Annotated in this window: 17 protein-coding genes and 1 riboswitch; of the genes, 10 read left to right on the forward strand and 7 right to left on the reverse strand. The window is 72.7% G+C overall.

Annotation, left to right across the window (positions count from 1 at the left end; genetic code table 11):
* The first annotated feature begins 13 nt into the window (after positions 1-13).
* Both D8M34_RS11825 and D8M34_RS11830 read left to right on the forward strand, forming a co-directional pair.
* Entirely contained in the window at positions 14-1258 is a 1245-nt protein-coding gene (locus tag D8M34_RS11825) for an MFS transporter (protein ID WP_161973068.1), read from the forward strand.
* Between the two features lie 22 nt (positions 1259-1280).
* Positions 1281-2003, forward strand: coding sequence for a DUF6882 domain-containing protein (locus tag D8M34_RS11830; protein ID WP_126894100.1), 723 nt, complete (start codon positions 1281-1283; stop codon positions 2001-2003).
* An 81-nt stretch (positions 2004-2084) separates the two neighbouring features.
* Here the strand turns inward: D8M34_RS11830 and D8M34_RS11835 are convergent, their stop codons facing one another.
* Together D8M34_RS11835 and glyA are read right to left on the reverse strand one after the other, a co-directional pair.
* Positions 2085-2963 carry a bifunctional methylenetetrahydrofolate dehydrogenase/methenyltetrahydrofolate cyclohydrolase gene (locus tag D8M34_RS11835; RefSeq protein WP_025103804.1) on the reverse strand — a complete coding sequence of 293 codons (879 nt, stop codon included), beginning with the start codon at positions 2961-2963 and terminating at the stop codon, positions 2085-2087.
* A complete protein-coding gene (glyA, locus tag D8M34_RS11840; RefSeq protein WP_025103803.1) occupies positions 2960-4234 on the reverse strand; it encodes a serine hydroxymethyltransferase in 1275 nt (424 codons plus the stop codon). The genes D8M34_RS11835 and glyA overlap by 4 nt, the downstream gene beginning before the upstream one ends.
* 38 nt (positions 4235-4272) lie before the next feature.
* Positions 4273-4357: riboswitch (ZMP/ZTP riboswitch) on the reverse strand.
* Positions 4358-4473: 116 nt separating this feature from the next.
* Here glyA and D8M34_RS11845 point away from each other — a divergent pair.
* From D8M34_RS11845 to D8M34_RS11870, 6 genes are all read left to right on the forward strand, one after another.
* Complete coding sequence (locus tag D8M34_RS11845; RefSeq protein ID WP_126894101.1) at positions 4474-5985, forward strand: family 20 glycosylhydrolase; 1512 nt, start codon at positions 4474-4476, stop codon at positions 5983-5985.
* Positions 5982-7154 carry an N-acetylglucosamine-6-phosphate deacetylase gene (locus D8M34_RS11850; protein WP_126894102.1) on the forward strand — a complete coding sequence of 391 codons (1173 nt, stop codon included), beginning with the start codon at positions 5982-5984 and terminating at the stop codon, positions 7152-7154. Before D8M34_RS11845 ends, D8M34_RS11850 begins: the two co-directional genes overlap by 4 nt.
* A gap of 519 nt (positions 7155-7673) precedes the next feature.
* Complete coding sequence (locus D8M34_RS11855; RefSeq protein WP_161973069.1) at positions 7674-9767, forward strand: sigma-70 family RNA polymerase sigma factor; 2094 nt, start codon at positions 7674-7676, stop codon at positions 9765-9767.
* A 9-nt stretch (positions 9768-9776) separates the two neighbouring features.
* Positions 9777-10148: a YrdB family protein gene (locus D8M34_RS11860; protein WP_126894104.1), complete on the forward strand. Its 372-nt coding sequence runs from the start codon at positions 9777-9779 to the stop codon at positions 10146-10148.
* A 10-nt stretch (positions 10149-10158) separates the two neighbouring features.
* Positions 10159-11523, forward strand: coding sequence for an FAD-binding oxidoreductase (locus D8M34_RS11865; RefSeq protein ID WP_126894105.1), 1365 nt, complete (start codon positions 10159-10161; stop codon positions 11521-11523).
* Positions 11516-11923 carry an NUDIX hydrolase gene (locus D8M34_RS11870; protein ID WP_025103797.1) on the forward strand — a complete coding sequence of 136 codons (408 nt, stop codon included), beginning with the start codon at positions 11516-11518 and terminating at the stop codon, positions 11921-11923. The genes D8M34_RS11865 and D8M34_RS11870 overlap by 8 nt, the downstream gene beginning before the upstream one ends.
* 9 nt (positions 11924-11932) lie before the next feature.
* Here the strand turns inward: D8M34_RS11870 and nagB are convergent, their stop codons facing one another.
* From nagB to D8M34_RS11895, 5 genes are all read right to left on the reverse strand, one after another.
* On the reverse strand, positions 11933-12712 hold the full coding sequence (gene nagB, locus D8M34_RS11875) for a glucosamine-6-phosphate deaminase (protein WP_126894106.1): 780 nt from the start codon (positions 12710-12712) through the stop codon (positions 11933-11935).
* Positions 12705-13670, reverse strand: a complete 966-nt coding sequence (locus D8M34_RS11880; RefSeq protein ID WP_062766292.1) for an ROK family protein — start codon at positions 13668-13670, stop codon at positions 12705-12707. The genes nagB and D8M34_RS11880 overlap by 8 nt, the downstream gene beginning before the upstream one ends.
* Before the next feature lie 31 nt (positions 13671-13701).
* Positions 13702-14889: an ROK family transcriptional regulator gene (locus D8M34_RS11885; protein WP_025103794.1), complete on the reverse strand. Its 1188-nt coding sequence runs from the start codon at positions 14887-14889 to the stop codon at positions 13702-13704.
* A gap of 79 nt (positions 14890-14968) precedes the next feature.
* Positions 14969-18238, reverse strand: coding sequence for a family 20 glycosylhydrolase (locus D8M34_RS11890; RefSeq protein ID WP_126894107.1), 3270 nt, complete (start codon positions 18236-18238; stop codon positions 14969-14971).
* The gene (locus D8M34_RS11895; protein ID WP_082758484.1) at positions 18229-19446 is read right to left on the reverse strand and encodes an alanine racemase; all 1218 of its coding nucleotides are present in this window, start codon (positions 19444-19446) and stop codon (positions 18229-18231) included. The genes D8M34_RS11890 and D8M34_RS11895 overlap by 10 nt, the downstream gene beginning before the upstream one ends.
* Positions 19447-19471: 25 nt before the next feature.
* Between D8M34_RS11895 and D8M34_RS11900 the strand changes: the two genes are divergently transcribed.
* Both D8M34_RS11900 and D8M34_RS11905 read left to right on the forward strand, forming a co-directional pair.
* Positions 19472-19876, forward strand: coding sequence for a RidA family protein (locus D8M34_RS11900; RefSeq protein ID WP_025103791.1), 405 nt, complete (start codon positions 19472-19474; stop codon positions 19874-19876).
* A 115-nt stretch (positions 19877-19991) separates the two neighbouring features.
* Entirely contained in the window at positions 19992-21479 is a 1488-nt protein-coding gene (locus D8M34_RS11905; protein ID WP_238695650.1) for a L,D-transpeptidase family protein, read from the forward strand.
* The last annotated feature ends 35 nt before the right edge of the window (positions 21480-21514 follow it).

The raw sequence follows: 21514 nt of genomic DNA on the forward strand, positions 1-21514 counted from the left end.
GAAGGATGAGCCGGTGCACAGACTGGCGGCGATGCAGGACCGCAAATTCCGGTGGTTCTTCCTCGCGCGCACCCTGACGCTCGTCACGGGCTCGATGTCGGCCATCGCCCTGGCCTTCGCGGTGCTCGAGATCGACAACGACGCCCGGTCGCTCTCGATCGTGCTGGCCGCCTTCACGATCAGCAACATCGTGTTCGTCCTGTTCGGGGGCGTCGTCGCCGACCGCCTCCCCCGCGCTCTCATCATCCAGTCCTGCTACGTCGTGGACATCCTGTCGGTCGGAGCGATGGCGGCTCTCCTGTTCACCGGCACGGCCACGGTCCCGCTCCTCGCCGTGCTCTCCGCGATCAACGGCGCCTCGTCCGCGTTCGTGCTCCCCGCGATGCAGGGCATCATCCCGCAGCTGACCACCCCCGCGCACCTCCAGCAGGCGAACGCGATGCTGTCGTTCGTCCGCTCGGCCGTCACGATCGGCGGACCGGTCGTCGCGGGCGTCCTGGTCGCCACCGCAGGACCCGCGTGGGCCATGGTCGTGCAGGCGGCGGGGTGGCTGCTCGCGATCCCGGTCCTCGCGCTCGTGAAGCTCCCGCCGCCCGCGGCCTCCGGCGGCACCACGATGTTCCACGACCTCCGGGTGGGGTGGCACGAGTTCTGGAGCCGCTCCTGGCTGTGGACCATCGTGCTGGCCTTCATGATCATGAACGCGATCCACGTGGGCGCCTGGGGCGTCGTCGGCCCGTACATCGCGAAGAACGACGATCGCCTCGGCATCTCCGGCTGGGGGTGGGTCGTGAGCGCGGAGGGCGCAGGAGTCCTGGTGATGACCCTGCTGCTGATGTGGTTCCCGCTCCGCCGGCCCCTGCGCTACGGGATGATCGGGATGGCGGCGTTCGCCCTGCCGCTCACCCTCCTCGGCGTGCACCCGGCCGTGGTCATGCTCGCGATGGCGGCGTTCGTCGCCGGAGCCGGAGCCGAGGTCTTCGCGACAGGCTGGAACCTCGCGATGATGGAGAACATCCCCGGGGAGAAGCTCTCGCGGGTCGCGAGCTACGACATGCTCGGCAGCTTCGTCGTGATGCCCATCGGCACGCTCGTGTACGGCTGGCTCATCACGCACGCGGAGCCGGCCACCGTGCTCACCACCTCCGCGGTCCTCTATGCGGCGATCGCCCTGATCACCCTGCTCGTCCCCGCGGTGTGGCGGATGGGGCGGCCCGCGGCGGCCGTCCCGGAGCGCGCGGGAGTGGCGGATTCATAGCAATCCCGGCGAGACTGTGGGCATGACCTTCCCCCCGCTGCAGCCCCTCGCCGACCGTGCCGCCCTCTTCACCGCGCTCCGCCAGGACGCCCTCTCCGCGGCCGCCGATGCGCTCGGCGAGCACCGGTGGGACGCCGACCTCGCGGCGGGAACGCTGACCTTCACCGCGAACGACGACCCGACCCGGCAGCTCGTGACCCGCGCGCACCTCATCGCCACGATCGCCCCCGGCCCCCGCTCGCTGCTGTGGGCATGGGCGCACCCCCAGGGCGACCCCCAGGGTGTCGCAGCGCGGCTCCGCGCGTACGGCGAGCAGCACGGGATCGCCGATCTCACCGCCCCCGAGGTCCCGTTCCCGGCCGATGCCTCGGGCGACGCGGAGTGGATCGCCCGCGCGGCGCACACGATCGGCGGCGTGGCGGTGGAGCTCACCGGGCGCTCCCCCTACTACTCGGCCCCCGTCGACGGCGGCACCCGCGCGGTGTTCCTGCTCGACGCCCCGCTCGCCCCGCTCACGGTCGCCGACACGGTGGCGGCCCTGCCCCGCACCCTCGCGCAGACGCCCCTCCCCGACGCCCGCACGGCGGTCTGGGACCTCGCGCGTCTCGCCGGCTGGACCCTCACCTGGACGGACGAGTCCTTCTCCGGCGCCACGGTGACGGACGCCTCGGGCACCGCGACGATCCGCTTCGACGAGCAGGCCCGGATCAGCGGCGTGGAGAGTTCGCTGCACGGCCAGGGCTGAGTCCGCCGAATCGCACGAACGCCGCAGAGATCCCCGGGATCCCTGCGGCGTTCGCGTGAATCTGCGGGCGCGGCGCGGAGGTCAGACCGTCCGCTCGGCCGCCTCGACGACGTTGGTCATGAGCAGGGCGACGGTCATCGGCCCCACCCCTCCCGGATTCGGCGACAGGTACCCGGCGACCTCGGCGACCTCGGGAGCGACGTCGCCGAAGACGAGGTTCTTCCCGGTCTCCGGGTCGGTCTCGCGGGTCACGCCGACATCCAGCACCGCGGCTCCGGGCTTGACGTCCTCGGCGCGGATGAGGTGCTTCACGCCGGCCGCCGCCACGATCACGTCGGCCTCGCGGAGGTAACGCGGCATGTCGACCGTGCCGGTGTGCGTCAGCGTGACCGTGGCGTTGAGGTCGCGACGCGTCAGCAGCAGCCCGATCGAACGCCCGATCGTGACACCCCGACCGACGACCACGACGTGCTTGCCTTTGAGGTCGTAGTCGTTGCGCAGCAGCAGCTCGATGACCCCGCGCGGGGTGCACGGCAGCGGCGTGTGGATCGGCGCGTTCACGTTGAGGACGAGGCGCCCGAGGTTGGTCGGGTGCAGCCCGTCCGCGTCCTTCGCCGGATCGATCCGCTCCAGGATCGCGTCGGTGTCGAGGTGCTTCGGCAGCGGCAGCTGCACGATGTACCCGTGGCAGGCGGGATCGGCGTTGAGCTCGTCGATCAGCGCCTCGACGTCGGCCTGGGTGGCGTCAGCCGGCAGCTCGCGCTGGATCGAGTTCATCCCGATCGCCTCGGACTGCCGGTGCTTCATGCCCACGTAGAGCTGCGAGGCGGGGTCGGCTCCCACCAGCACCGTGGCGATGCCGGGGGTGACGCCCTTCTCCTTCAGCGCAGCGACCCGCTCCGTCAGCTCGGCGCGGATCTCGGCCGCCGCCGCCTTGCCGTCGAGGACGACCGCGGTCACTGCTGCAGGTCCGGGTAGAGCGGGAAGGCCGCGGCGAGCGCGTCCACGCGGGCGCGGAGCGCCTCGATGTCGGCACCGGGGAGCAGCGCGAGGGCGATGATGTCGGCCACCTCGGTGAACTCGGCGTCGCCGAAGCCGCGGGTCGCGAGCGCGGGCGTGCCGATCCGCAGGCCCGAGGTCACCATCGGCGGACGCGGGTCGTTCGGCACGGCGTTGCGGTTCACGGTGATGTGGATGTCGTGGAGGAGGTCCTCCGCCTGCTTGCCGTCGATCTCGGCGTCGCGGAGGTCGACGAGCACGAGGTGCACGTCCGTGCCGCCCGAGCGCACGGCGATGCCGGCGTCCTTCACGTCCTGCTGCGACAGGCGCTCGGCGATGAGCTTCGCCCCGCGCAGCACACGCTCCTGGCGCTCCTTGAACTCCGGCGTGCCGGCGAGCTTGAAGGCGGTCGCCTTCGCCGCGATCACGTGCATCAGCGGACCACCCTGCTGGCCGGGGAAGACCGCGGTGTTGATCTTCTTGGCGAGGTCGGCGTCGTTGGTGAGGATGAAGCCCGAGCGGGGGCCGCCGATGGTCTTGTGCACGGTGGAGGACACGACGTGCGCGTGCGGCACCGGGTTGGGGTGCAGGCCGGCGGCGACGAGGCCGGCGAAGTGCGCCATGTCGACCCAGAGGATCGCGCCCACCTCGTCGGCGATGGCACGGAACGCGGCGAAGTCCATCGTCCGCGGGTAGGCGGACCACCCGGCGATGATGACCTTGGGCTTGTGCTCGATGGCGAGGCGGCGGACCTCGTCCATGTCGATCGTCGAGGTCTCGGCGTCGACCCCGTAGGCCACGATGTCGTACAGGCGGCCGGAGAAGTTGATCTTCATGCCGTGCGTGAGGTGGCCGCCCTGGTCGAGCGAGAGGCCGAGCAGGGTGTCGCCGGGGCGGGCGATCGCGTGCAGGACCGCGGCGTTCGCGGACGCACCGGAGTGCGGCTGGACGTTCGCGAACTCGGCGCCGAACAGGCTCTTGGCGCGGGAGATGGCGAGCTCCTCCGCGACGTCGACCTCCTCGCAGCCGCCGTAGTAGCGGCGGCCGGGGTAGCCCTCGGCGTACTTGTTGGTGAGCACCGAGCCCTGCGACTGCAGGACCGAGACGGGGACGAAGTTCTCCGAGGCGATCATCTCGAGGAAGGTCTGCTGACGCTTCAGCTCGCGATCGAGGACCTCGGCGATCTCCGGGTCGACCTCGGACAGCGGGGCGTTGAAGTAACGGTCGGTCATGACGTGCTCCTTTTGACGACGGATTCGAAAAGGGTGTTCCTATCGGCCCAGGCGCGCGGTCGAATTCCGTGGTCAGTCGCTCCCCGGTGGTTGTCCACCCAGACGCCAGTCGCGACGGTTACGAGCATAGCCGATGCGCGACGCCGCGCACGCGGTCGTTTCGGGCATCGTGCCCACCGTCTGCAGAATCGTTTCGATCCCCTGTTCCCCTGCGGCGTTTCGTTGGCTAGGTTTTGTTCATGGTCCTACCTCTTGATCTGCCCCTCGTCCCCGCTCCGGTGTCCGCGAAGGCCAGGGAGGGACGTCTGCCGCTCGCCGCGACGACGCGCGTGCTCGGCACCTCCCCCGCCGCCGGACAGCTGATCGACGCCGTCGAACGCCGCACCGGCCTCCGCCTCACCGCGGTGGACTCCGGCCCCGCCGAGATCGAGCTGTTCGTCGACGCGGCCTCGTCCGCGCCGGAGGGCTACGCGCTCGAGGTCGGCGACCGCGCCATCCTCATCGGCGCCGATGAGGCGGGGCTCTTCTACGGGGTCCAGACGCTGCTGCAGCTGCTCCGGGAGGACGACGCCGGCTGGGCGCTGCTCCGCGCCGACATCGCCGACGCCCCGCGCTTCGCCCGCCGCGGCGTGATGCTCGACGTGGCGCGGCACTTCTTCGGGGTCGACGACGTGAAGCGGTTCATCGACAGCACCAGCGCGCTGAAGTTCAACCACCTGCACCTGCACCTCACCGACGACCAGGGCTGGCGCGTGCACATCGACTCCTGGCCGCTGCTCACCGAGCGCGCCGCCGCCACCGCGGCCGACGGCGCCCCCGGCGGCTTCTACACCAAGGACGACTACCGCGAGATCGTGGCGTACGCGGCGGCGCGCCACATGATCGTGATCCCCGAGGTCGACCTCCCCGGCCACACCCACGCGATCGGCGTGGCCTATCCGGAGCTGGTCGAGGCCCCGGTGCTGAACGACGCGCTGGTCGCCCAGTCCGAGCAGCTCGGCCAGCCGCTCCCCGTGGCCGGAGAGCCCTACCTGGGCTGGGGCGTCGGGCACTCCAGCGTGCGCATCCACGAGGAGGAGACGTACCGGTTCGTCCGCGACGTCGTCCGCGAGCTCGCCGAGATGACCCCGGGGCCCTACATCCACATCGGAGGAGACGAGTCCCTCGGCACACCCCAGGCCGACTTCGACCTCTTCGCGGAGCGTGCGACGGCGATCGTCGTCGAGGAGGGCAAGACCCCGGTCGCGTGGCACGAGATGGGGTCGGCGGCCGGCATCGCCCGCGGCACGATCGGGCAGTACTGGGGCATGACGACGCCGACGGGCACGCATGCCGAGGAGGCCGCGCACTTCGTCGAGCGCGGCGGAGCCCTCATCATGTCGGCGGCGGATGCGACCTATCTCGACATGAAGTACACGGCCGAGTTCCCGCTCGGACTCACCTGGGCCGCCATCATCGACGTCCGCCGCGCGTACGAGTGGGAGCCGACCGTCGTCCTCGACGTGCCGGACGAGGCGATCCTGGGGATCGAGGCGCCGCTGTGGTCCGAGACCACCCGCACGCTCGACGAGGTGGAGCAGCTCGTGTTCCCCCGTGCCGCCGCGCAGGCCGAGATCGCCTGGTCGCCGCGCGAGGGCGTGGGCCGCACGTGGGAGTCCTTCCGCGCCCGGGTCGGCGCCCTCGCGCCGCTGTGGAAGGCTGAGGGGGTCGATTTCCACCCCGCCCCCGAGATCCCCTGGAGCGCCCGTTGAAGACCCTCTCCTCCGCGACCGGTTCCCTCGTCATCCACTCCGCCCGCCTCGTCGATCGCGGGGAGATCGTCGAGGACGGCTGGGTGCGCATCGAGGACGGCGTCGTAGCGTCCCGCGGCACCGGACCGGACTGGGAGCCCGCGACGGAGGTCGTGGACGCGACCGCCGTGGCGGGCGCGGGCGCGCTGCTCACGCCGGGCTTCGTCGACATCCACGGTCACGGCGGAGCGGGTGCGGCGTACGACGACGGTGTGGACGCCATCCGGACCGGGCGGGATCTGCACCGCGAGCACGGCACCACCAGGGCCGTCATCTCGCTCGTCACGGGCACGATCGACGACCTCGCCCGCAGCGTCGCCCTGATCGCCACCCTGACCAGGACCGACCCGGACGTCCTCGGCTCGCACCTGGAGGGCCCGTTCCTCGACCCCGGGCACCACGGCGCCCATGAGCCCTCGCTGCTGCGGCACCCCGTCCCGGCCGACGTGGCCCGTCTGCTGGATGCCGGAGAAGGCACCGTCCGTCAGGTCACCATCGCGCCGGAGCTCCCCGGAGGGATCGACGCGGTCCGTCAGATCGTCGCGGCGGGTGCCGCGGCCGCGGTGGGGCACACCGACGCCGACGCCGCGATGGCCGTCGCCGCCTTCGAGGCCGGTGCCTCGCTGCTGACCCACGCGTTCAACGCGATGCCCGGCATCCACCACCGCGCGCCCGGACCGGTGCTGGCTGCGGCCGCCGACCACCGGGTGATCTTGGAGGCCATCGCCGACGACGTGCACCTCGACCCGCACGTCGTCAAGCTCGTGTTCGACGCGGCGCCGCAGCGCGTGGCGCTCATCACCGACGCCATGGCCGCGGCCGGGAGCGCCGACGGCAAGTACGACCTCGGTGCGGTCAAGGTCACCGTCGAGAACGGCGTGGCCCGCGCCGACGACACCGGCTCGATCGCCGGCTCCACCCTGACCCAGGACGTCGCGCTGCAGCGGGCGGTGGCGGCGGGCGTGCCGCTGCCGGAGGTCGTGCGGGCGCTCACGGAGACCCCGGCCCGCGCGATCGGACGTGACGCCCACCTCGGCGCGCTGCGCCCCGGCCTGCTCGGCGATGCGGTGCTCCTGGACGCGGAGCTGCGCGTCGCGCGGGTCTGGACGGGACCGGCGCTGCCCGCCTAGGACGACAGCGCTCCGCGCGACGCGCAGCACTGCGGTCTCCGGTCGATCGGACGAGACGGTGTCACCGGACTCCCCAGATCGGTGACGTGCGTCTCGCAGGTGTGGGAGTGGTGGGCCGCCGTTCTCCCCAGATCGGCGGCCCATTCCCTCCCGCTCGAGCGGGCGGGGCCGGGAGCTCCTCCCCCGAGGATCCCGACCCGCCCACTGGTGCAGTACCCCCCGCACCAGCGCCGGAACTCCGCCCCCCGGTGGAGTCCATTTCGGCTGTCTCTACCGGAAGAGACGAGGGTGCCCCCGGTTCATTACGCGGTTCTCCGAAAAAGTTTGAGAATTCTTCGCCGCTCCCTTCCGCGGGCGTCGTCACCGCGCTCGAGGAGCCGATCCCGAGCATCGGCTCCGAGTCCGTCCTGGGGCTGGCCAGCATGCCGATTTCGCGAGACAATGGAGGGACCGCGTAATGAAAGACGCCTTCTCGCGTCTCTCCTCCTGGGGACGGTTGTGTGCCCCGGGACCAGATGGATGACCGTGCACCGAGAGAACACCACACCAGACGACACCATCGGCGATGCCGACCTGATCCTCCGCGTCCGCTCCGGCGACAAGGGGGCGTTCGGGGAACTCTGGAGGCGGCACTACCCGTCCGGAATGGCGGTCGCACGCTCGGTGACCTCCTCGATCGATCCGGACGACCTGGTGCAGGAGTCCTACACCCGCATCTACCAGGCGATCCTCAAGGGCGGCGGCCCCAACGGCTCGTTCCGCGCCTACCTCTTCACGAGCATCCGCAACACGGCGGCCGCCTGGGGACGAGCACGCCGCGAGACCGCGATCGACGAACTCGACACGGTCGCCGACCCGGACAGCACCGAGCACGCCACGAACGAGGCGCTCGACCGCAGCCTCACGGCCCAGGCGTTCCGCAGCCTCCCCTCCCGGTGGCAGGAAGTTCTCTGGTACACCGAGATCGAGCAGATGAAGCCCCAGGAGGTGGCTCCGCTCCTCGGCATGAAGGCCGGCGCGGTGTCGCAGCTCGCCTTCCGGGCCCGCGAAGGGCTCCGCGAGGCGTGGATCCAGGCGCACCTGCGCAGCGCGAGCCCCGGCTCCGAGTGCCAGTGGACGATCGAGCATCTCGGCGCCTACTCGCGCGGCAACCTCGCCACCCGCGACCACCGTCGCCTGGAGCTGCACCTCGACGAGTGCGCGCGCTGCATGATCGTCGCCGCCGAGGCCAAGGACGTCTCCAAGCGCCTCGCCCTCGTGCTGCTCCCGCTCGTCCTCGGCGCCACCGGCGCCTCCGGGTACCTCGCCGCCCTCCAGGGCGGTGCACCGGTCCTGGCAGTGGCGGGGATGTCGTCGACCATTCCGGGTGCGGTCTTCGTCGGCGACGGCGGCATCGGTCAGGCCGCGGCAGCCGGCTCCGGCGCCGCCGGGTCGGGAGCCGGCTCCGCCGGCGGCACGGGCGCGAGCACGGGTGGCGTCTTCACGGGCATGGGCGCCGTCGTCGGTGCCGGGTCCGCCGCCCTCGTGGTGGCCGGAGTGGTCGCCGCTGCGGCGATCGTCCCCGGCCTCACCGGTTCGAACCCGGCGACCTCGCTGCCCAGCGCCTCCGACACCGATCCGTCGTCGATCACGACCGACATCGCGCCGGACTCGTCGCTCGACCTCGACGAGCCCGTGGTGATCGAGATGCCGGACGTCGAGCAGCCGCCGGCTCCGCCCGCAGAGGACGAGGCGGCTCCGCCGGTCTCCTCGGAGACCGGACCCGACGCGGCTCCCGCCGCCCCGGATGTCCCCACGGCGCTTCCTGAGGCCACGCTGCCGCCCGTCGCTCCGGTGGACCCGATCGATCCCGTGGACCCTGTCGATCCGGTCGACCCCGTGGATCCGGTGGACCCTGTCGATCCGGTCGACCCTGTGGATCCGGTGGACCCTGTCGATCCGGTCGACCCCGTGGATCCCGTGGATCCGGTGGACCCTGTCGACCCGGTGGACCCCGTCGGCCCTGTGGACCCCGTGGATCCTGCGATCCCGACGGAGCCGCCCACCTGGAGCCCCGCCGACTACTGGCTCGGCGATGATCTGCACTGGTACTACCTCGTGCCGATCGCCGGAGCCCCGGGCACGATCGTGCAGGCTCTCCTCGGCACCGCAGACGCCGGCAGCGTCGTCCTCGGCGAGGACGGCACCGGCACCCTCGAACTCCGCGCCTCGCTGGACCAGTTCGTGTTCGCCAGTCTCGTGCCCGTGACCTTCCGCTACGTCCTCCCCTCCGGAGCGGGCGCCCCGTCGGCCGTCACCACGCTCTACGCCTTGCAGCCCGAGGACGCGGCGGCCGATGAGCGCGCTGCGGCCGCTGCGCCCGTCGAGCAGACGGCGGTCGTCATCGACGAGGCCGAGCCGGTGACCGCTCCGGTCGAGGCCCCGGCGCCCGCCGTCTCTGAGGACACCGCGACACCCGCCGACGAGGTCGAGGCAGCTCCTGCACCCGTGGAGCCCGCGCCGACGGAGCCCGCACCGGCCCCCGAAGCTGCACCGGCTGCTCCCGCCCCGGCCGAGGAGGCCCCGGCCGCGGAGGCCCCGGCTCCGGCGGAGGACGCTCCGGTCGCGGAATAGACTGGACGCATGACCCCGGATTCCTCCCCTGTCGCCGGCGTCGATCGTCCGGCCCTCACGGCCCTCGACATCGTGCGCGTCGTCGTCCTCATCGCGGCGATCGCCTCGCTCGCCCTGTGGGGGTTCGCGAGCTGGGACCTGCCGTGGAACGTCGTGATCGGCGTCGGCGCCCCCGTCGTCGCCCTCCTGCTGTGGGCGCTGTTCCTCTCCCCGCGCCCGGTGCTCCGCGTGCACCCCTTCCTCCGCGCGGTCGTCGAGCTCTTCATCTACGTCGGCGTGACCATCGCGTGGTGGTCCATGGGCCAGGCCCTCATCGGCACGGCGTTCGCGCTGGTGGCCGTCGTCGCCGGGGTCCTCAGCGGACGCCGCGCGCTGGCATGAGCGCACGGTCGTGAGCGTCGTCTCGCTGCTCCGCGACGCCCTCGGGGCGCGCGTGGACGTCAGCGAGCAGGCGCGGCGCGAGGCCAGAGCCGACCGCTCCGGTCATGCCGCGGTGGGCCTCCCCCTGGCCGTCGTCCATGCCGAGAGCGTGGACGACGTGCAGCAGACCCTGCGCATCGCCACGGCCACGCGCACGCCCGTCGTCGTTCGCGGTGCCGGGACCGGGCTCGCCGGGGCCGCCAACGCCGGTGAGGGGGAGATCGTCCTCTCCCTCCGCCGGATGGACGCCGTCCTCGAGGTGCGGCCGGACGACCTCCTCGCCGTGGTCGAGCCCGGCATCCTCAATGCCGACCTCAACGCGCACCTGGCGGCCCAGGGACTCTGGTGGCCGCCCGACCCCGCCAGTCGCGACATCTCCACCGTCGGCGGCAACATCGCGACCGGAGCCGGCGGACTGCTCTGCGCGAAGTACGGCGTCGTCCGCGATGCGGTCCTCGGCGTCGATCTCGTCCTCGCCGACGGACGCCTGCTCCACCTCGGGCACCGCAGCGTGAAGGGCGTGACCGGGCTCGACCTCACCGCCCTCGTCGTGGGGTCGGAGGGAACGCTCGGCGTCGTCGTCGGAGCCACGCTCAAGCTGCGCCGCCTGGTGCCGGGCGAGACCTGCACCGTGACGGCGACCTTCCCCGGTGTACGGGCGGCGGCCGCAGGCTCCGCGGCCGTGACCGCCGCGGGGATCCAGCCCGCGATCATGGAGCTCATGGATGCCGCGAGCCTCGCCGCCGTCCACGCCCTGCTCGCCCTCCCCGCGCCGACCCCGGGCGCCGCACAGCTGACGATCCAGACCGACGGTCCGGCCGCGCGTGCGGAGGCGGACGCCATCGCCGCGATCCTGAGCGCCCACGAGGGCGTCCCCGTGGTCTCGCACGACCCCGTCGAGGGCGATCGCCTGCTGGCGATCCGGCGGTCGATGCACGCCGCGATGGCGTCGCTGGGGACCACCCTCATCGAGGACGTCTCGGTGCCGCGGAGCGCCATGCCCGCGATGTTCGACGAGATCGCCCGGATCGAGCGCCAGTTCGACATGGTGATCCCGACCGTGGCCCACGCCGGCGACGGCAACCTGCACCCGAACTTCATCTTCGAGGGTCCGGAGACCCCGCCGCAGGTATGGGCGGCGGCCGACGAGCTCTTCCGCGCCGCGATCCGGCTGGGCGGCACCCTCACCGGCGAGCACGGCATCGGCGTCCTCAAGCGGCGCTGGCTGGCCGACGAGCTCGGCGACGACCAATGGCGCCTCCAGCGCGACATCGCCGCGGTGTTCGACCCCCTCGGCATCCTCAACCCCGGAAAGGTCTTCTCTCACGATGCCTGACATCCACGTGAGCGCGGCCGTGATCGTCGATGCGGAGGGGCGGGTCCTCGTCGTCCGCAAGCACGGCACCACCCGCTTCATGCAGCCCGGGGGCAAGCCGGAGCCGGGCGAATCCCCCGTCGAGACCCTCATCCGCGAGCTGCACGAAGAGCTCGGGCTCGAGCTCACGGACGCCGATCTCCGGCCCCTGGGGCGCTTCGTGTCGGCGGCCGCCAACGAGCCGGGGCACCGCGTGGTGGCCGACGCGTTCTCGGCCTCGATCGATCCCGACGGGGTCCGCGTGCAGGCCGAGCTCGCCGAGCTGCGCTGGATCACCCCGGAGGACGCCGCGGCGCTCCCGCTGGCCCCGCTGAGCGTCGAGCATCTGCTGCCGCTCGCGTGGCCGGCCGGAGCGCGCTAGCGCCTCGGATCAGATGCCCTGCCAGGCCGGCTTGTTCTCGAACGTGTAGCGGTAGTAGTCGGCGAGCTGCAGCTTCGACGCGGCGGCCTCGTCGACGACGATGGTCGCGTGCGGGTGCAGCTGGATGGCCGAACCAGGCAGCAGGGCCGTGAGCGGCCCCTCGACCGCACCGGCCACGGCCTCGGCCTTGCCCGCGCCGAACGCCAGCAGCACGAGGTGACGCGCTTCCAGGATGGTCCCCAGCCCCTGCGTGATGCAGTGCATCGGGACGTCGTCGATCGAGTCGAAGAACCGGGCGTTGTCCTCGCGGGTCTGCTCCGTCAGGGTCTTCACCCGGGTGCGGGAGGCGAAGGAGGACCCGGGCTCGTTGAACCCGATGTGCCCGTCGGTGCCGATGCCGAGGATCTGCAGGTCGACCCCACCGGCCGCGGCGATGGCCGCGTCGTAGTCCTCACCCGCGTGCTGGATGGTCGCCTCCGCGCCGTTCGGCACGTGGATGCGCTCCGGGTCGAGGCCCAGCGGCTCCACCACCTCGCGGGTGATCACCGAGCGGTAGCTCTCCGGGTGGGAGGGGTCGATCCCGACATACTCGTCGAGTGCGAAGCCCCGCACCTGCGAGACGTCCCGGCCCGCGAGGCGGCTGCGGAGAGCCTGGTACACCGGCAGCGGCGTGGAGCCGGTCGCGAGTCCGAGCACCGCGTCGGGGCGGCGGTCGATGAGCTCGACGATCTCGGTGGCGACCAGGGCGCCGGCGGCCTCGGCATTCTCGACGATGACGACCTCAGCCATGCGGAACGATCTCCTTCTCAGAAATGGATGCGCCCACCAGAGCGGCGCCGAAAGCGGCGGCGGGGGAACCCGCGGGGAGCAGTTCGATTCTCTCATCCAGCCGCAGGGACTTCAGGAACGGTGACGCCTGGGCGCCCGCGTGCAGGGCGGCGCGGATCCCGTCCGCGAGCCGACCACCGAGCGCGGTGAGACCGCCGCCGATGACCACCGTCTCGACGTCGGCCGAGAGCACGAGCACGCGCACGGCCGCCGCGGCCCCGAAGAAGAGGTCCGCCTGCAGGGCGAGGGCGTGCGGATCGCCGGCGTCGGCCGCCTCCACGATGTCCTTGACCGGGAGCGCGCCGGGGCGTCCCCAGGCCTTGGCCAGCGCCCCGCCGCCGCAGAACGTCTCCACGCAGCCGCGCTGTCCGCAGCCGCACAGCCGTCCGCGGGGGTCGACGGAGAGGTGCCCGACCTCGCCCGCGGTCCCCCGCGCCCCACGCCAGATGCGGCCGTCGATGACGATGCCGGCCGCGACGCCGGTGCCGAGGTTCAGGTAGGCCATCGATCCGGCGACGTCGCTCAGGACGGCGGCGCCGAGCGCGGCCGCCTTCACGTCGTTCTCCACCCGGAAGGGGACGCCCAGCGCCTGCTCGGCGCGCGCCGCGAGGTCGAGGGATTCCACGCCGAGGTTCACGGCGTGCAGCACGCGCCCGGTCTCCGCGTCCACGAGGCCGGGGATGCCGATGCCGGCGGATCCGACGGCGGACAGCGGCAGCCCGCTCTCCTCGGCGAGCGCGGCGACGGTCGAGACGATGCTGTCGACGACGGCGTCCTCTCCCCACCCGGTCGGGCGGCGGAGGCGGGCGAGGATCGTCCCCGCCGGGTCGACGGCGACGGCGTCGATCTTCGTGCCGCCGACGTCGAGGCCCACGCGAAGGGGCCGACCGGCGCGGTCGGCGGAGGCGGGGACGATCATCGGATGCCGTTCCCGGTCATGGTCGCGAAGATCACGACACCCCCAGCTGCCCGGAGAGCACCATCACCGCGGCGCCCCGGAGCACGATGTCGTCCTGGCGGGTGAGCCGCACCATGACGTCCTCGAAGACGCCCTCGAGCGTGCGGGCGTGGAGCGTCTCGACGGCCGCGTCGATGAGCGTGCCGTCCAGCAGCTCGGCGGGTCCGGAGAGCACGACCTCGGACAGGTCGAGGGCGGCGACGATCGGGGCGATCGCGATCGCCATGCGGGTCCCGGAGTCGCGGAGGATCTCCTCGCGCGCGGCCGGGTCGGCGTCGATCGCCTCCTGCATGCGGCTCACGCTCAGCCACGCCTCCAGGCAGCCGATCTTGCCGCACGCGCAGCGGGGGCCGCCGTCCGTGCCGACGACGACGTGACCGATCTCCCCCGCCGCGAAACGGCTGCCGAGGAGCGGCTGGCTGCCGGTGATGAGCCCGGCACCCACGCCGCGGCCGATCTTGATCAGCATGAAGTCGGCTTCCGCCTCGCCGAACGTGTACTCCGCGAGCACCGCGGCGTTGGCGTCGTTGCGCGCCAGCACGGGGAGGTCGAGCTCGGCGCTGAGCTTCGCCTCCAACGGGAAGTCGGTCCAGCCGAGGTTGGGCGAGCTGAGGACGAGGCCGTCCGGACGCACGACACCCGGGGTGCCGATGCCGACGCCGAGCACCGGCTGCGTGGCGATCTCGACGAGGGTCTGCGCGAGGCCGCGGAGGGCGTCGTACGCGGCATCGCCGTCGGGCGTCGCGGGACGCGGCACCTGACGCCGCTCCAGCACGTCGCCGTCGAGGCTGAGCACGGCCCCCTCGAAGGCGGTCGGACCGGACAGGTCGAGTCCGATGATCTGATGCCCCACGCGGTCGATGTCGATGAGGATCGGCGGCTTTCCGGGGCCCACCGCCTCGCGGACGCCGATCTCGACGACGATGCCGTCGGCGATGAACTCCGCGACGAGGTCGGAGATCGTGACGCGCGTGAGGCCGGTCTCTCGGGAGAGGTCGGCGCGGCTCATCGCCCCCGAGTGATAGAGCGTCTGCAGCACGAGGGCGCGGTTGTGACCGCGCGCGTGCTCGGGGAGCACCTTGGTGCGCGAACGGAGATGCCGCGCGGGGCCGAAGGCGTGGGCGTTCGCGGCGACGAAGTCTGTCGTCGCCGCGGGGCGCTGATCATCCGAAACGGACATGTTTGTTAGTAGACCTTACGAACAGGAATTGTGCAACTGTTCCGCGCGATTCCGCGGGCAGGGTTACCGAAACGTGACATCACGCCGACCGCGGATCCTCGTCAGCGGCCCGGCGGAGGAGGCGCTCGACGAGGCCGGCGACGATCGCCTCCCGCGTCTCCACCGTCATGGGCTTGCCGGGGACCCCCGGGCGCCGCTGCTCGGGCGACGGGCCGTCCAGCGGACGATACCGCACCGCCGCCGCGGCGAGGCGCCGCAAGTGCGTGGGCAGCCGCCGCGCGAAGTCGGCGAACGGGGCGGGCTCTCCCCCGTCCCAGAGCCGCTCCGCGATCGCGCCGAGACGCGGGAACATCGCGAAGTCGACCCGGTCCCTGCTCGGCAGGTGCTCCGTCCACACGTTCGCCTGCCCGCCGACCGCCCCCTCGACGACCTGGAAGGAGTACGCGCGCTCGATGGTCAGCGGCGGACCGACGCGGATGGGCTCCTCGGTCGATTCCGACTGCGGGTAGTCGAGGTAGACCTCCAGATCCGGACACCCCACGACCGGGATCCCCCGGCGCAGCGCCTCGCGCATCGCGACCGGTCCGCGCCAGGCGAGGATGCGGACGCCGTCGGGCACGTCGCCCTCCAGCACCTCGTCCCAGGCCAGCGCGGTCCGACCGCGGCGGCGGACGTGGTCGACGAACTGCGCCGTGAACCACGGCTGCACGTCGTGCGCCGTGGCCAGCCCCAGCTCCTGCATGCGCGCGGCGGCGGCCGCGCTCTCCGCCCACTCGGTCACCGGGACCTCGTCCCCGCCGATCCCGATCCACGGGGACGGGAACACGTCGCACAGCGCGTCGATGGCGGCACGGCCGAAGGCCAGCGCCTCCGGGGTGGGCGCGAGGGTGCGGGCGTTCACGCCGAAGCGCTCCCACGGCCCGGTGGGCGGCGTCCCGACGTCGAGGTTGCCGAGCTCCGGATAGGCGGCGAGCGCGGCCTGGATGTGTCCCGGCAGCTCGACCTCGGGCACGAGCGTCACGAAGCGCTCCTCCGCGTACCGCACGAGGTCGCGCAGCTCGGCGGAGGTGTAGAAGCCCTCGTGCACGCCGGGCTCGACCGTGGCCTCCGGTCCGTGACCGCGTTGGGTGGCCTCGCGCCGCGCGCCGACCTCGGTCAGGCGCGGGTAGCCGGGCACCTCGAAGCGCCAGCCCTGATCGTCCGTCAGGTGCAGGTGCAGGATGCTGAGGTGGTGGTCGGCGAGCAGGTCGATGAGGCGACGCACGTCCTCCGCAGGGCGGAAGTGCCGCGCCACGTCGAGCATCGCTCCGCGCCAGGCGGAGGCGGGAGCGCCCTCCCAGCGCCCGGCCGGGATGATCGCGGGGAGGGCGCGGTCGTGATCCGGGTCGCGGAGCTGCCGGAGCGTGGTCGCGCCGCGGAAGACCCCCTCCGGCGTCGCCCCCGCGATCTCGATCCCGGAGGCCGTCACGGTCACCCGGAAGGCCTCGGCACCGTGGCGCCCCGAGGCGGAGGCCGCGGCGCCCAGCTCCTCGTCGATCACGAGGCGGATCGCGGGCAGGGTGTCGTCCGCTCCCCCGCCGCCGAGCCGTGCGACCGCGGCCGCCAGCTCCGGCGCGCCGAGGATCGGAGTCGAGGGCGTCCACCGGAAACCAGGCGCCAGGGAGTCGATCTCTGCGGGGATGTGCGGCACCGTCGCCCGCGGCGCGGACGGAGGCATCCGCAGCGCACGGCCGGCGACGGCACCCGTGGGGTCGCCGTCGATGACGACCGGCACACCGCCGACGAGCACCTCATGCACGCCCTGCGGCGCGCCGTGCGGGTCGTCGAAGGTGGCTCCGGCTGCGATCGTCTCCGGGTCGAAGAGCACCAGGTCGGCGGTGGCGCCCTCGCGGATCACGCCGCGCGGTGCGTCGCTGCGGTCGAGGCGGAGGCGGGCGGCCGGGTTGCCGGAGAGATGACGCACCGCTTCCTCGAGGCTCAGCACCCCCAGCTCCCTGACGTAGTGCCCGAGGTAACGGGGGAACGTGCCACGGCCGCGCGGGTGCGGGCGCGCGCCGATGAGGATGCCGTCGCTGCCGCCGGAGTGCCGGGGGTGCCGCATGATGGCGCGGACGTTGTCCTCGTCGCCGATGTGCATGAGCACACCCGTGGCGCCGGCATCGGCGAGGATCGTGTCGATCACGACATCGACGGCGCGCTGCCCGGTCTCCGCCGCGATGTCGGCGATCGTCCGGCCGACGAGCCCGGCCAGATCGGGGTGGGCGGTCCCGGAGATCTGGATCGCCGACCAGTCCGCCGCCTCGCCGTGGAACCCGTCGCAGCCGATCTCCTCCAGCTCGACCCGGACCGCCTCGCGCCCCTCTGCGTCGAGGGCTGCCAGGACGCCGAGCAGGTCGCCGGTCGCCGCCAGCCGGCTCGGCAGGAGCGCGGCGAGGGTCGTCGCCCCCGGGAGATAGGGGTAGGTGTCCAGGGTCACGTCGACGCCGTCGGCCGTCGCCGCGTCGACGAGCGCCAGCAGCTCGGCGGCGCGACCGCGGTTCGGGGCGAAGTTCATGGTCGCGTGGGTGAGATGGACCGGGCACCCGGTGCGGCGGCCGATCTCGATGGCCTCGCGGTACGCGTCCAGCGCCGCCCGCCCGTAGCTGCGGGTGTGCGGCGCCCAGTAGCCGCCGCGCTCCGCCACCACCCGGCAGAGGGCTTCGAGCTCCGCGGTGTCGGCGTACATCCCCGGGGTGTAGGTCAGGCCACTCGACATGCCGAAGGCCCCCGCGTCGAGGGCCTGCCCGAGCAGGTCGGCCATGGCCGCGATCTCGGCAGGGGTCGCCCGGCGGTCGTCGTGTCCGACCACCATCATCCGGAGGTTGCCCTGCGGCACCAGCACCGCGGCGTTGGCCACCGCGGCAGCGTCGATCGCCCGCAGGAGGTCGTCCATCGACCGCCACGGGACCACTGACGGCCGCCCGTTCCAGCCTGCGATCTGCGCGGGGATGACGGCGGCTGTCGCCTCGTCCAGCGGCGCGTAGCCCAGGCCGTCCTGCCCGAGCACCTCGGTCGTGACCCCCTGACGGATCTTGGCGTCGTGCGCGGCCCCCTGGAGCACCGCGAGATCGCTGTGCGCGTGCATGTCGATGAAACCGGGCGCCAGGACGAGGCCGGACGCGTCGACCTCGACCGCGCCGTCCGGCAGCTCGAGCGTCGTCCCGTCGCCGTCGCGGACGACGGCGACGACCCTGGCCCCCTCCACCGCGACGTCCGCGACGACGCGCGGAGCACCGGTACCGTCGACGACGGTCGCCCGACGATAGACGCGCACCAGGCCGGCCGCGGCCTTCTCGGCGCTCAGAAGCATGTCGCCACCGCGTCGATCACCCGGGGGTCCTCGGCGTCGGGGTCGTCGATCACGGCGACGACGCGCCACTTGTCGAACGCGGTGCACGGATGCGAGAGACCCAGCCGCACGACCTCGCCGACCGCGACGGTCGCCCCGTCGGCGGGTCGGAGGAAGGCGTGCTGGTCGTTCAGGGCGGTCACGGCGCCGGCGACCGACTGCGGCACCGGGAGGTCGATGTCGAACGGCACGTCTCGCCGCCCGGCGTCGAGCAGGGCGAGGCCGGGCTCGGGCTGCGAGACCACCCGTGACCACGCGTGCATCGCAGAGCGCAGCGGGGCGGTGTCCGTCAGCGGACCGAACGGCGACATGCGGGAGTAGAAGCCGTCGTCGTGGATCTGGAACGCACCGGAGCGCAGCACGACCTCGGCGTCCCCTCCCGCAGCGCCGAGGACCGCGGCGGCGCGATCGGGGAAGGAGCTGCCCCCCGCGCTGAGCACGGGGCGGACGCCGTCGGGGTAGTCGAGACGGTTGTGCAGCTCGACGAGCGTGGCCAGGAAGCCGTCCACCGCGGCGACCGAGGCCGCGGAGCGATCGGGACCGAAGGGCCCCTCGTAGCCCGTCACCCCGGCCAGGCGGAGACCAGGGGCGGCCGCGATCGCCGCGGCGATGCGCTCACCCTCCGCCACCGTGCGCGCGCCCGTCCTGCCCTGCGCGCCGCCGAGCTCCACGAGCACGTCCAGCGGTCGGGGGGCGCCGGCGAGGGCGTCGGCGAGGATCGCGACACCGGCGAGGGAATCCGCGCCGCAGAGGATCCGCAGGCCCTCGTCGGCCGCGAGCATCGCTCCGAGCTCCCGGGCCGCGGCGCCGTCCGTCACCCCGTTGGCGATGAGCACCGTGGGCACACCGGCGTCGACGGCGACGCGGGCCTGCCAGGGTGTGGCGACCGAGATCCCCCAGGCTCCCGCGTCGAGCAGCCGCTGCCAGAGCGCGGGCGCCATGGTGGTCTTGCCGTGGGGGGCGAGGCGGACGCCCTCGCGCGCGGCCCAGCCGAACACCGTGTCCTCGTTGTGCGCGATCGCGTCGGCGTGCACCGTGAGCACCGGGGTGCCGAGGTCCGACAGGTGCAGACCGGCCGCGCCGACCTCCGACAGACGCAGCCCCGCGGCGTGCGCCGGGAACCCCTTCGCCCAGGCGCCGAGGACGGGATCCGGAATTTGTAGAGGCATCTAACAAGGCTACTAGGCTGGCGGCATGACCGCGAAGACACGAGTTTCCACCGACGCCGCCCCCGCTCCCGCGCACACCTTCTCGCAGGGCGTCCGCAAGGGCCCGATCGTCCAGGTCTCCGGCCAGGGCCCCGTCGACCCGCAGACCAACGAGTACCTGTACCCGGGCGACGTCGCGGCGCAGACCACCCGCACGCTCGAGAACGTCAAGGCCATCGTGGAGGCCTCCGGCGCCACGTTCGACGATGTCGTGATGCTGCGCGTGTACCTCACCAAGCGCGAGGACTTCCCGATCATGAACGAGGCCTACGGCGCGTTCGTCGAGGCCCACACGACCAGCGGCGTGCTGCCCTCCCGCACCACCGTCTTCACCGGACTTCCCCGCGAGGAGATGCTCGTCGAGATCGACGGACTCGCCGTCGTCGACTGACCCCCGACACCCCTGGCGAACGGGGAGGCACCTTATCAGGACCGTTGCCTCCCCGTTACCAGCCATCCCGTACCATGGACGACAGGACACGTCGAGACTGCGGGGGGTGTAGTTCGTGACCGATCTGATTTCCACGCCGGGCACTGCGACGGGGGCACAGCCCGACGATGCGACACCGACGAGCGTCCTGACGCCGGAGGCGGCGACCGACACGGCCCCGCCGCAGACCGGCGAGCAGCCCCTGGCCTGGGCTCCCGTCGAGCCCGCCCCGAAGAAGCGCCGCCTCGGCCTGTGGATCGGTCTCGGCCTCGGCGTGGTCGCGCTCGGCGCCGGCGCCGCCTCGATGATCCTCATCGCCCCCGGCACCACCGTCGCGGGCATCCCGGTCGGCTGGATGACCCCCGGGGCCGCCGCCGACGCGATCAGCTCCCGCCTCGCGCAGACCGAGGTGACCCTCACGGGCGATGGCGACGACGCCGTGCTCACGGGCGCCGACCTGGGCGCGACCGCCGATGCCACCGCCCTCGCCGACGCCGCGTTCGCCGCACACCCGATGTGGAACCTCGGCGCGTGGATGGGCGACCCCGTGCCGGCCGAAATCGTGCTCGACCAGGAGACCGCCGCCGCAGCGCTCCGCAGCGCCGTCCCCGGCAGCTTCGTCGACCCGGTCGACGCCGGAGTGGTCTTCGACGCCGCGAAGGGCACCTACACCGTCACGCCGTCCACGCCAGGAACGGGCATCGACGTGACCGCACTGAACGCGGCCTTCGTCGAGGCCGTGGGCGACGGCCGCACGACGTTCGAGTACCCCGGTGGTCCGGCCGAGGCCGCGCCCGCCGTGTCCGACGACGACGCCACGGCGACCGCGACCACGCTCAACACCATGCTCTCGACCATCGGCTTCTACGTCGGCGAGGAGCGGACCGTCCCGGTCTCCCCCGAGGTCGCTGCTTCCTGGCTGACCGTGGTCGACGACGACGGCCAGCTCCGCATCGAGGCCGACCCCGAGGCGATCCAGGCCACGGTCGACACGCTGCCCGCCGCGGTGGACCGCGCCCCCGTCGACGCGACCAACATCGTGGACTCCGCGGGGAACGTGCTGCGCGCCGAGAAGGAGGGCGCCACCGGACGCGCCCTCGGCGACACCGCGGACATCGCCGACGACTTCGCGACGCAGCTCGCCGCGGGAGACGGCGTCTTCGCCCTCTCCGTGACGGAGACCCCCTTCGAGACGACGAACCTGTTCCGCCGCGCCGAGATCAACCTCAGCACGCAGCGCGCCTACCTGTTCGAGAACGACAAGGTCGTGCAGTCCTGGGCGGTGTCGACCGGTCTTCCCGGTACGCCCACGCCGACCGGCAACTTCAAGGTGTTCGCGCACACCGCCATCCAGGACATGGGCTGCTACGAGGGCGCGCCGTACTGCACCGAGGACGTGCCCTGGATCACGTGGTTCGCCCCGAACATCGGCTTCCACGGCACGTACTGGCACAACAACTTCGGCAACCGGATGAGCCACGGCTGCGTGAACCTGCCGATCGACCTCGCCAAGTACGTCTACGACTGGTCCCCCGTGGGCCTCGAGGTCTCCGTCTACAACTGATCCGGAGCCCGGCACCGGGCGAACCCGGCTGGGGA

Source organism: Microbacterium sp. HSID17254 (assembly GCF_003989315.1).
Classification (GTDB): domain Bacteria; phylum Actinomycetota; class Actinomycetes; order Actinomycetales; family Microbacteriaceae; genus Microbacterium.

Coding starts and splice junctions, on each gene's coding strand:
- glyA (WP_025103803.1), bottom strand. CDS start 4,234: ATGACCGACCGTTACTTCAACGCCCCGCTGTCCGAGGTCGACCCGGAG.
- D8M34_RS11830 (WP_126894100.1), top strand. CDS start 1,281: ATGACCTTCCCCCCGCTGCAGCCCCTCGCCGACCGTGCCGCCCTCTTC.
- D8M34_RS11845 (WP_126894101.1), top strand. CDS start 4,474: ATGGTCCTACCTCTTGATCTGCCCCTCGTCCCCGCTCCGGTGTCCGCG.
- D8M34_RS11860 (WP_126894104.1), top strand. CDS start 9,777: ATGACCCCGGATTCCTCCCCTGTCGCCGGCGTCGATCGTCCGGCCCTC.
- D8M34_RS11855 (WP_161973069.1), top strand. CDS start 7,674: ATGACCGTGCACCGAGAGAACACCACACCAGACGACACCATCGGCGAT.
- D8M34_RS11880 (WP_062766292.1), bottom strand. CDS start 13,670: ATGATCGTCCCCGCCTCCGCCGACCGCGCCGGTCGGCCCCTTCGCGTG.
- D8M34_RS11895 (WP_082758484.1), bottom strand. CDS start 19,446: ATGCCTCTACAAATTCCGGATCCCGTCCTCGGCGCCTGGGCGAAGGGG.
- D8M34_RS11870 (WP_025103797.1), top strand. CDS start 11,516: ATGCCTGACATCCACGTGAGCGCGGCCGTGATCGTCGATGCGGAGGGG.
- nagB (WP_126894106.1), bottom strand. CDS start 12,712: ATGGCTGAGGTCGTCATCGTCGAGAATGCCGAGGCCGCCGGCGCCCTG.
- D8M34_RS11890 (WP_126894107.1), bottom strand. CDS start 18,238: ATGCTTCTGAGCGCCGAGAAGGCCGCGGCCGGCCTGGTGCGCGTCTAT.
- D8M34_RS11885 (WP_025103794.1), bottom strand. CDS start 14,889: ATGTCCGTTTCGGATGATCAGCGCCCCGCGGCGACGACAGACTTCGTC.
- D8M34_RS11900 (WP_025103791.1), top strand. CDS start 19,472: ATGACCGCGAAGACACGAGTTTCCACCGACGCCGCCCCCGCTCCCGCG.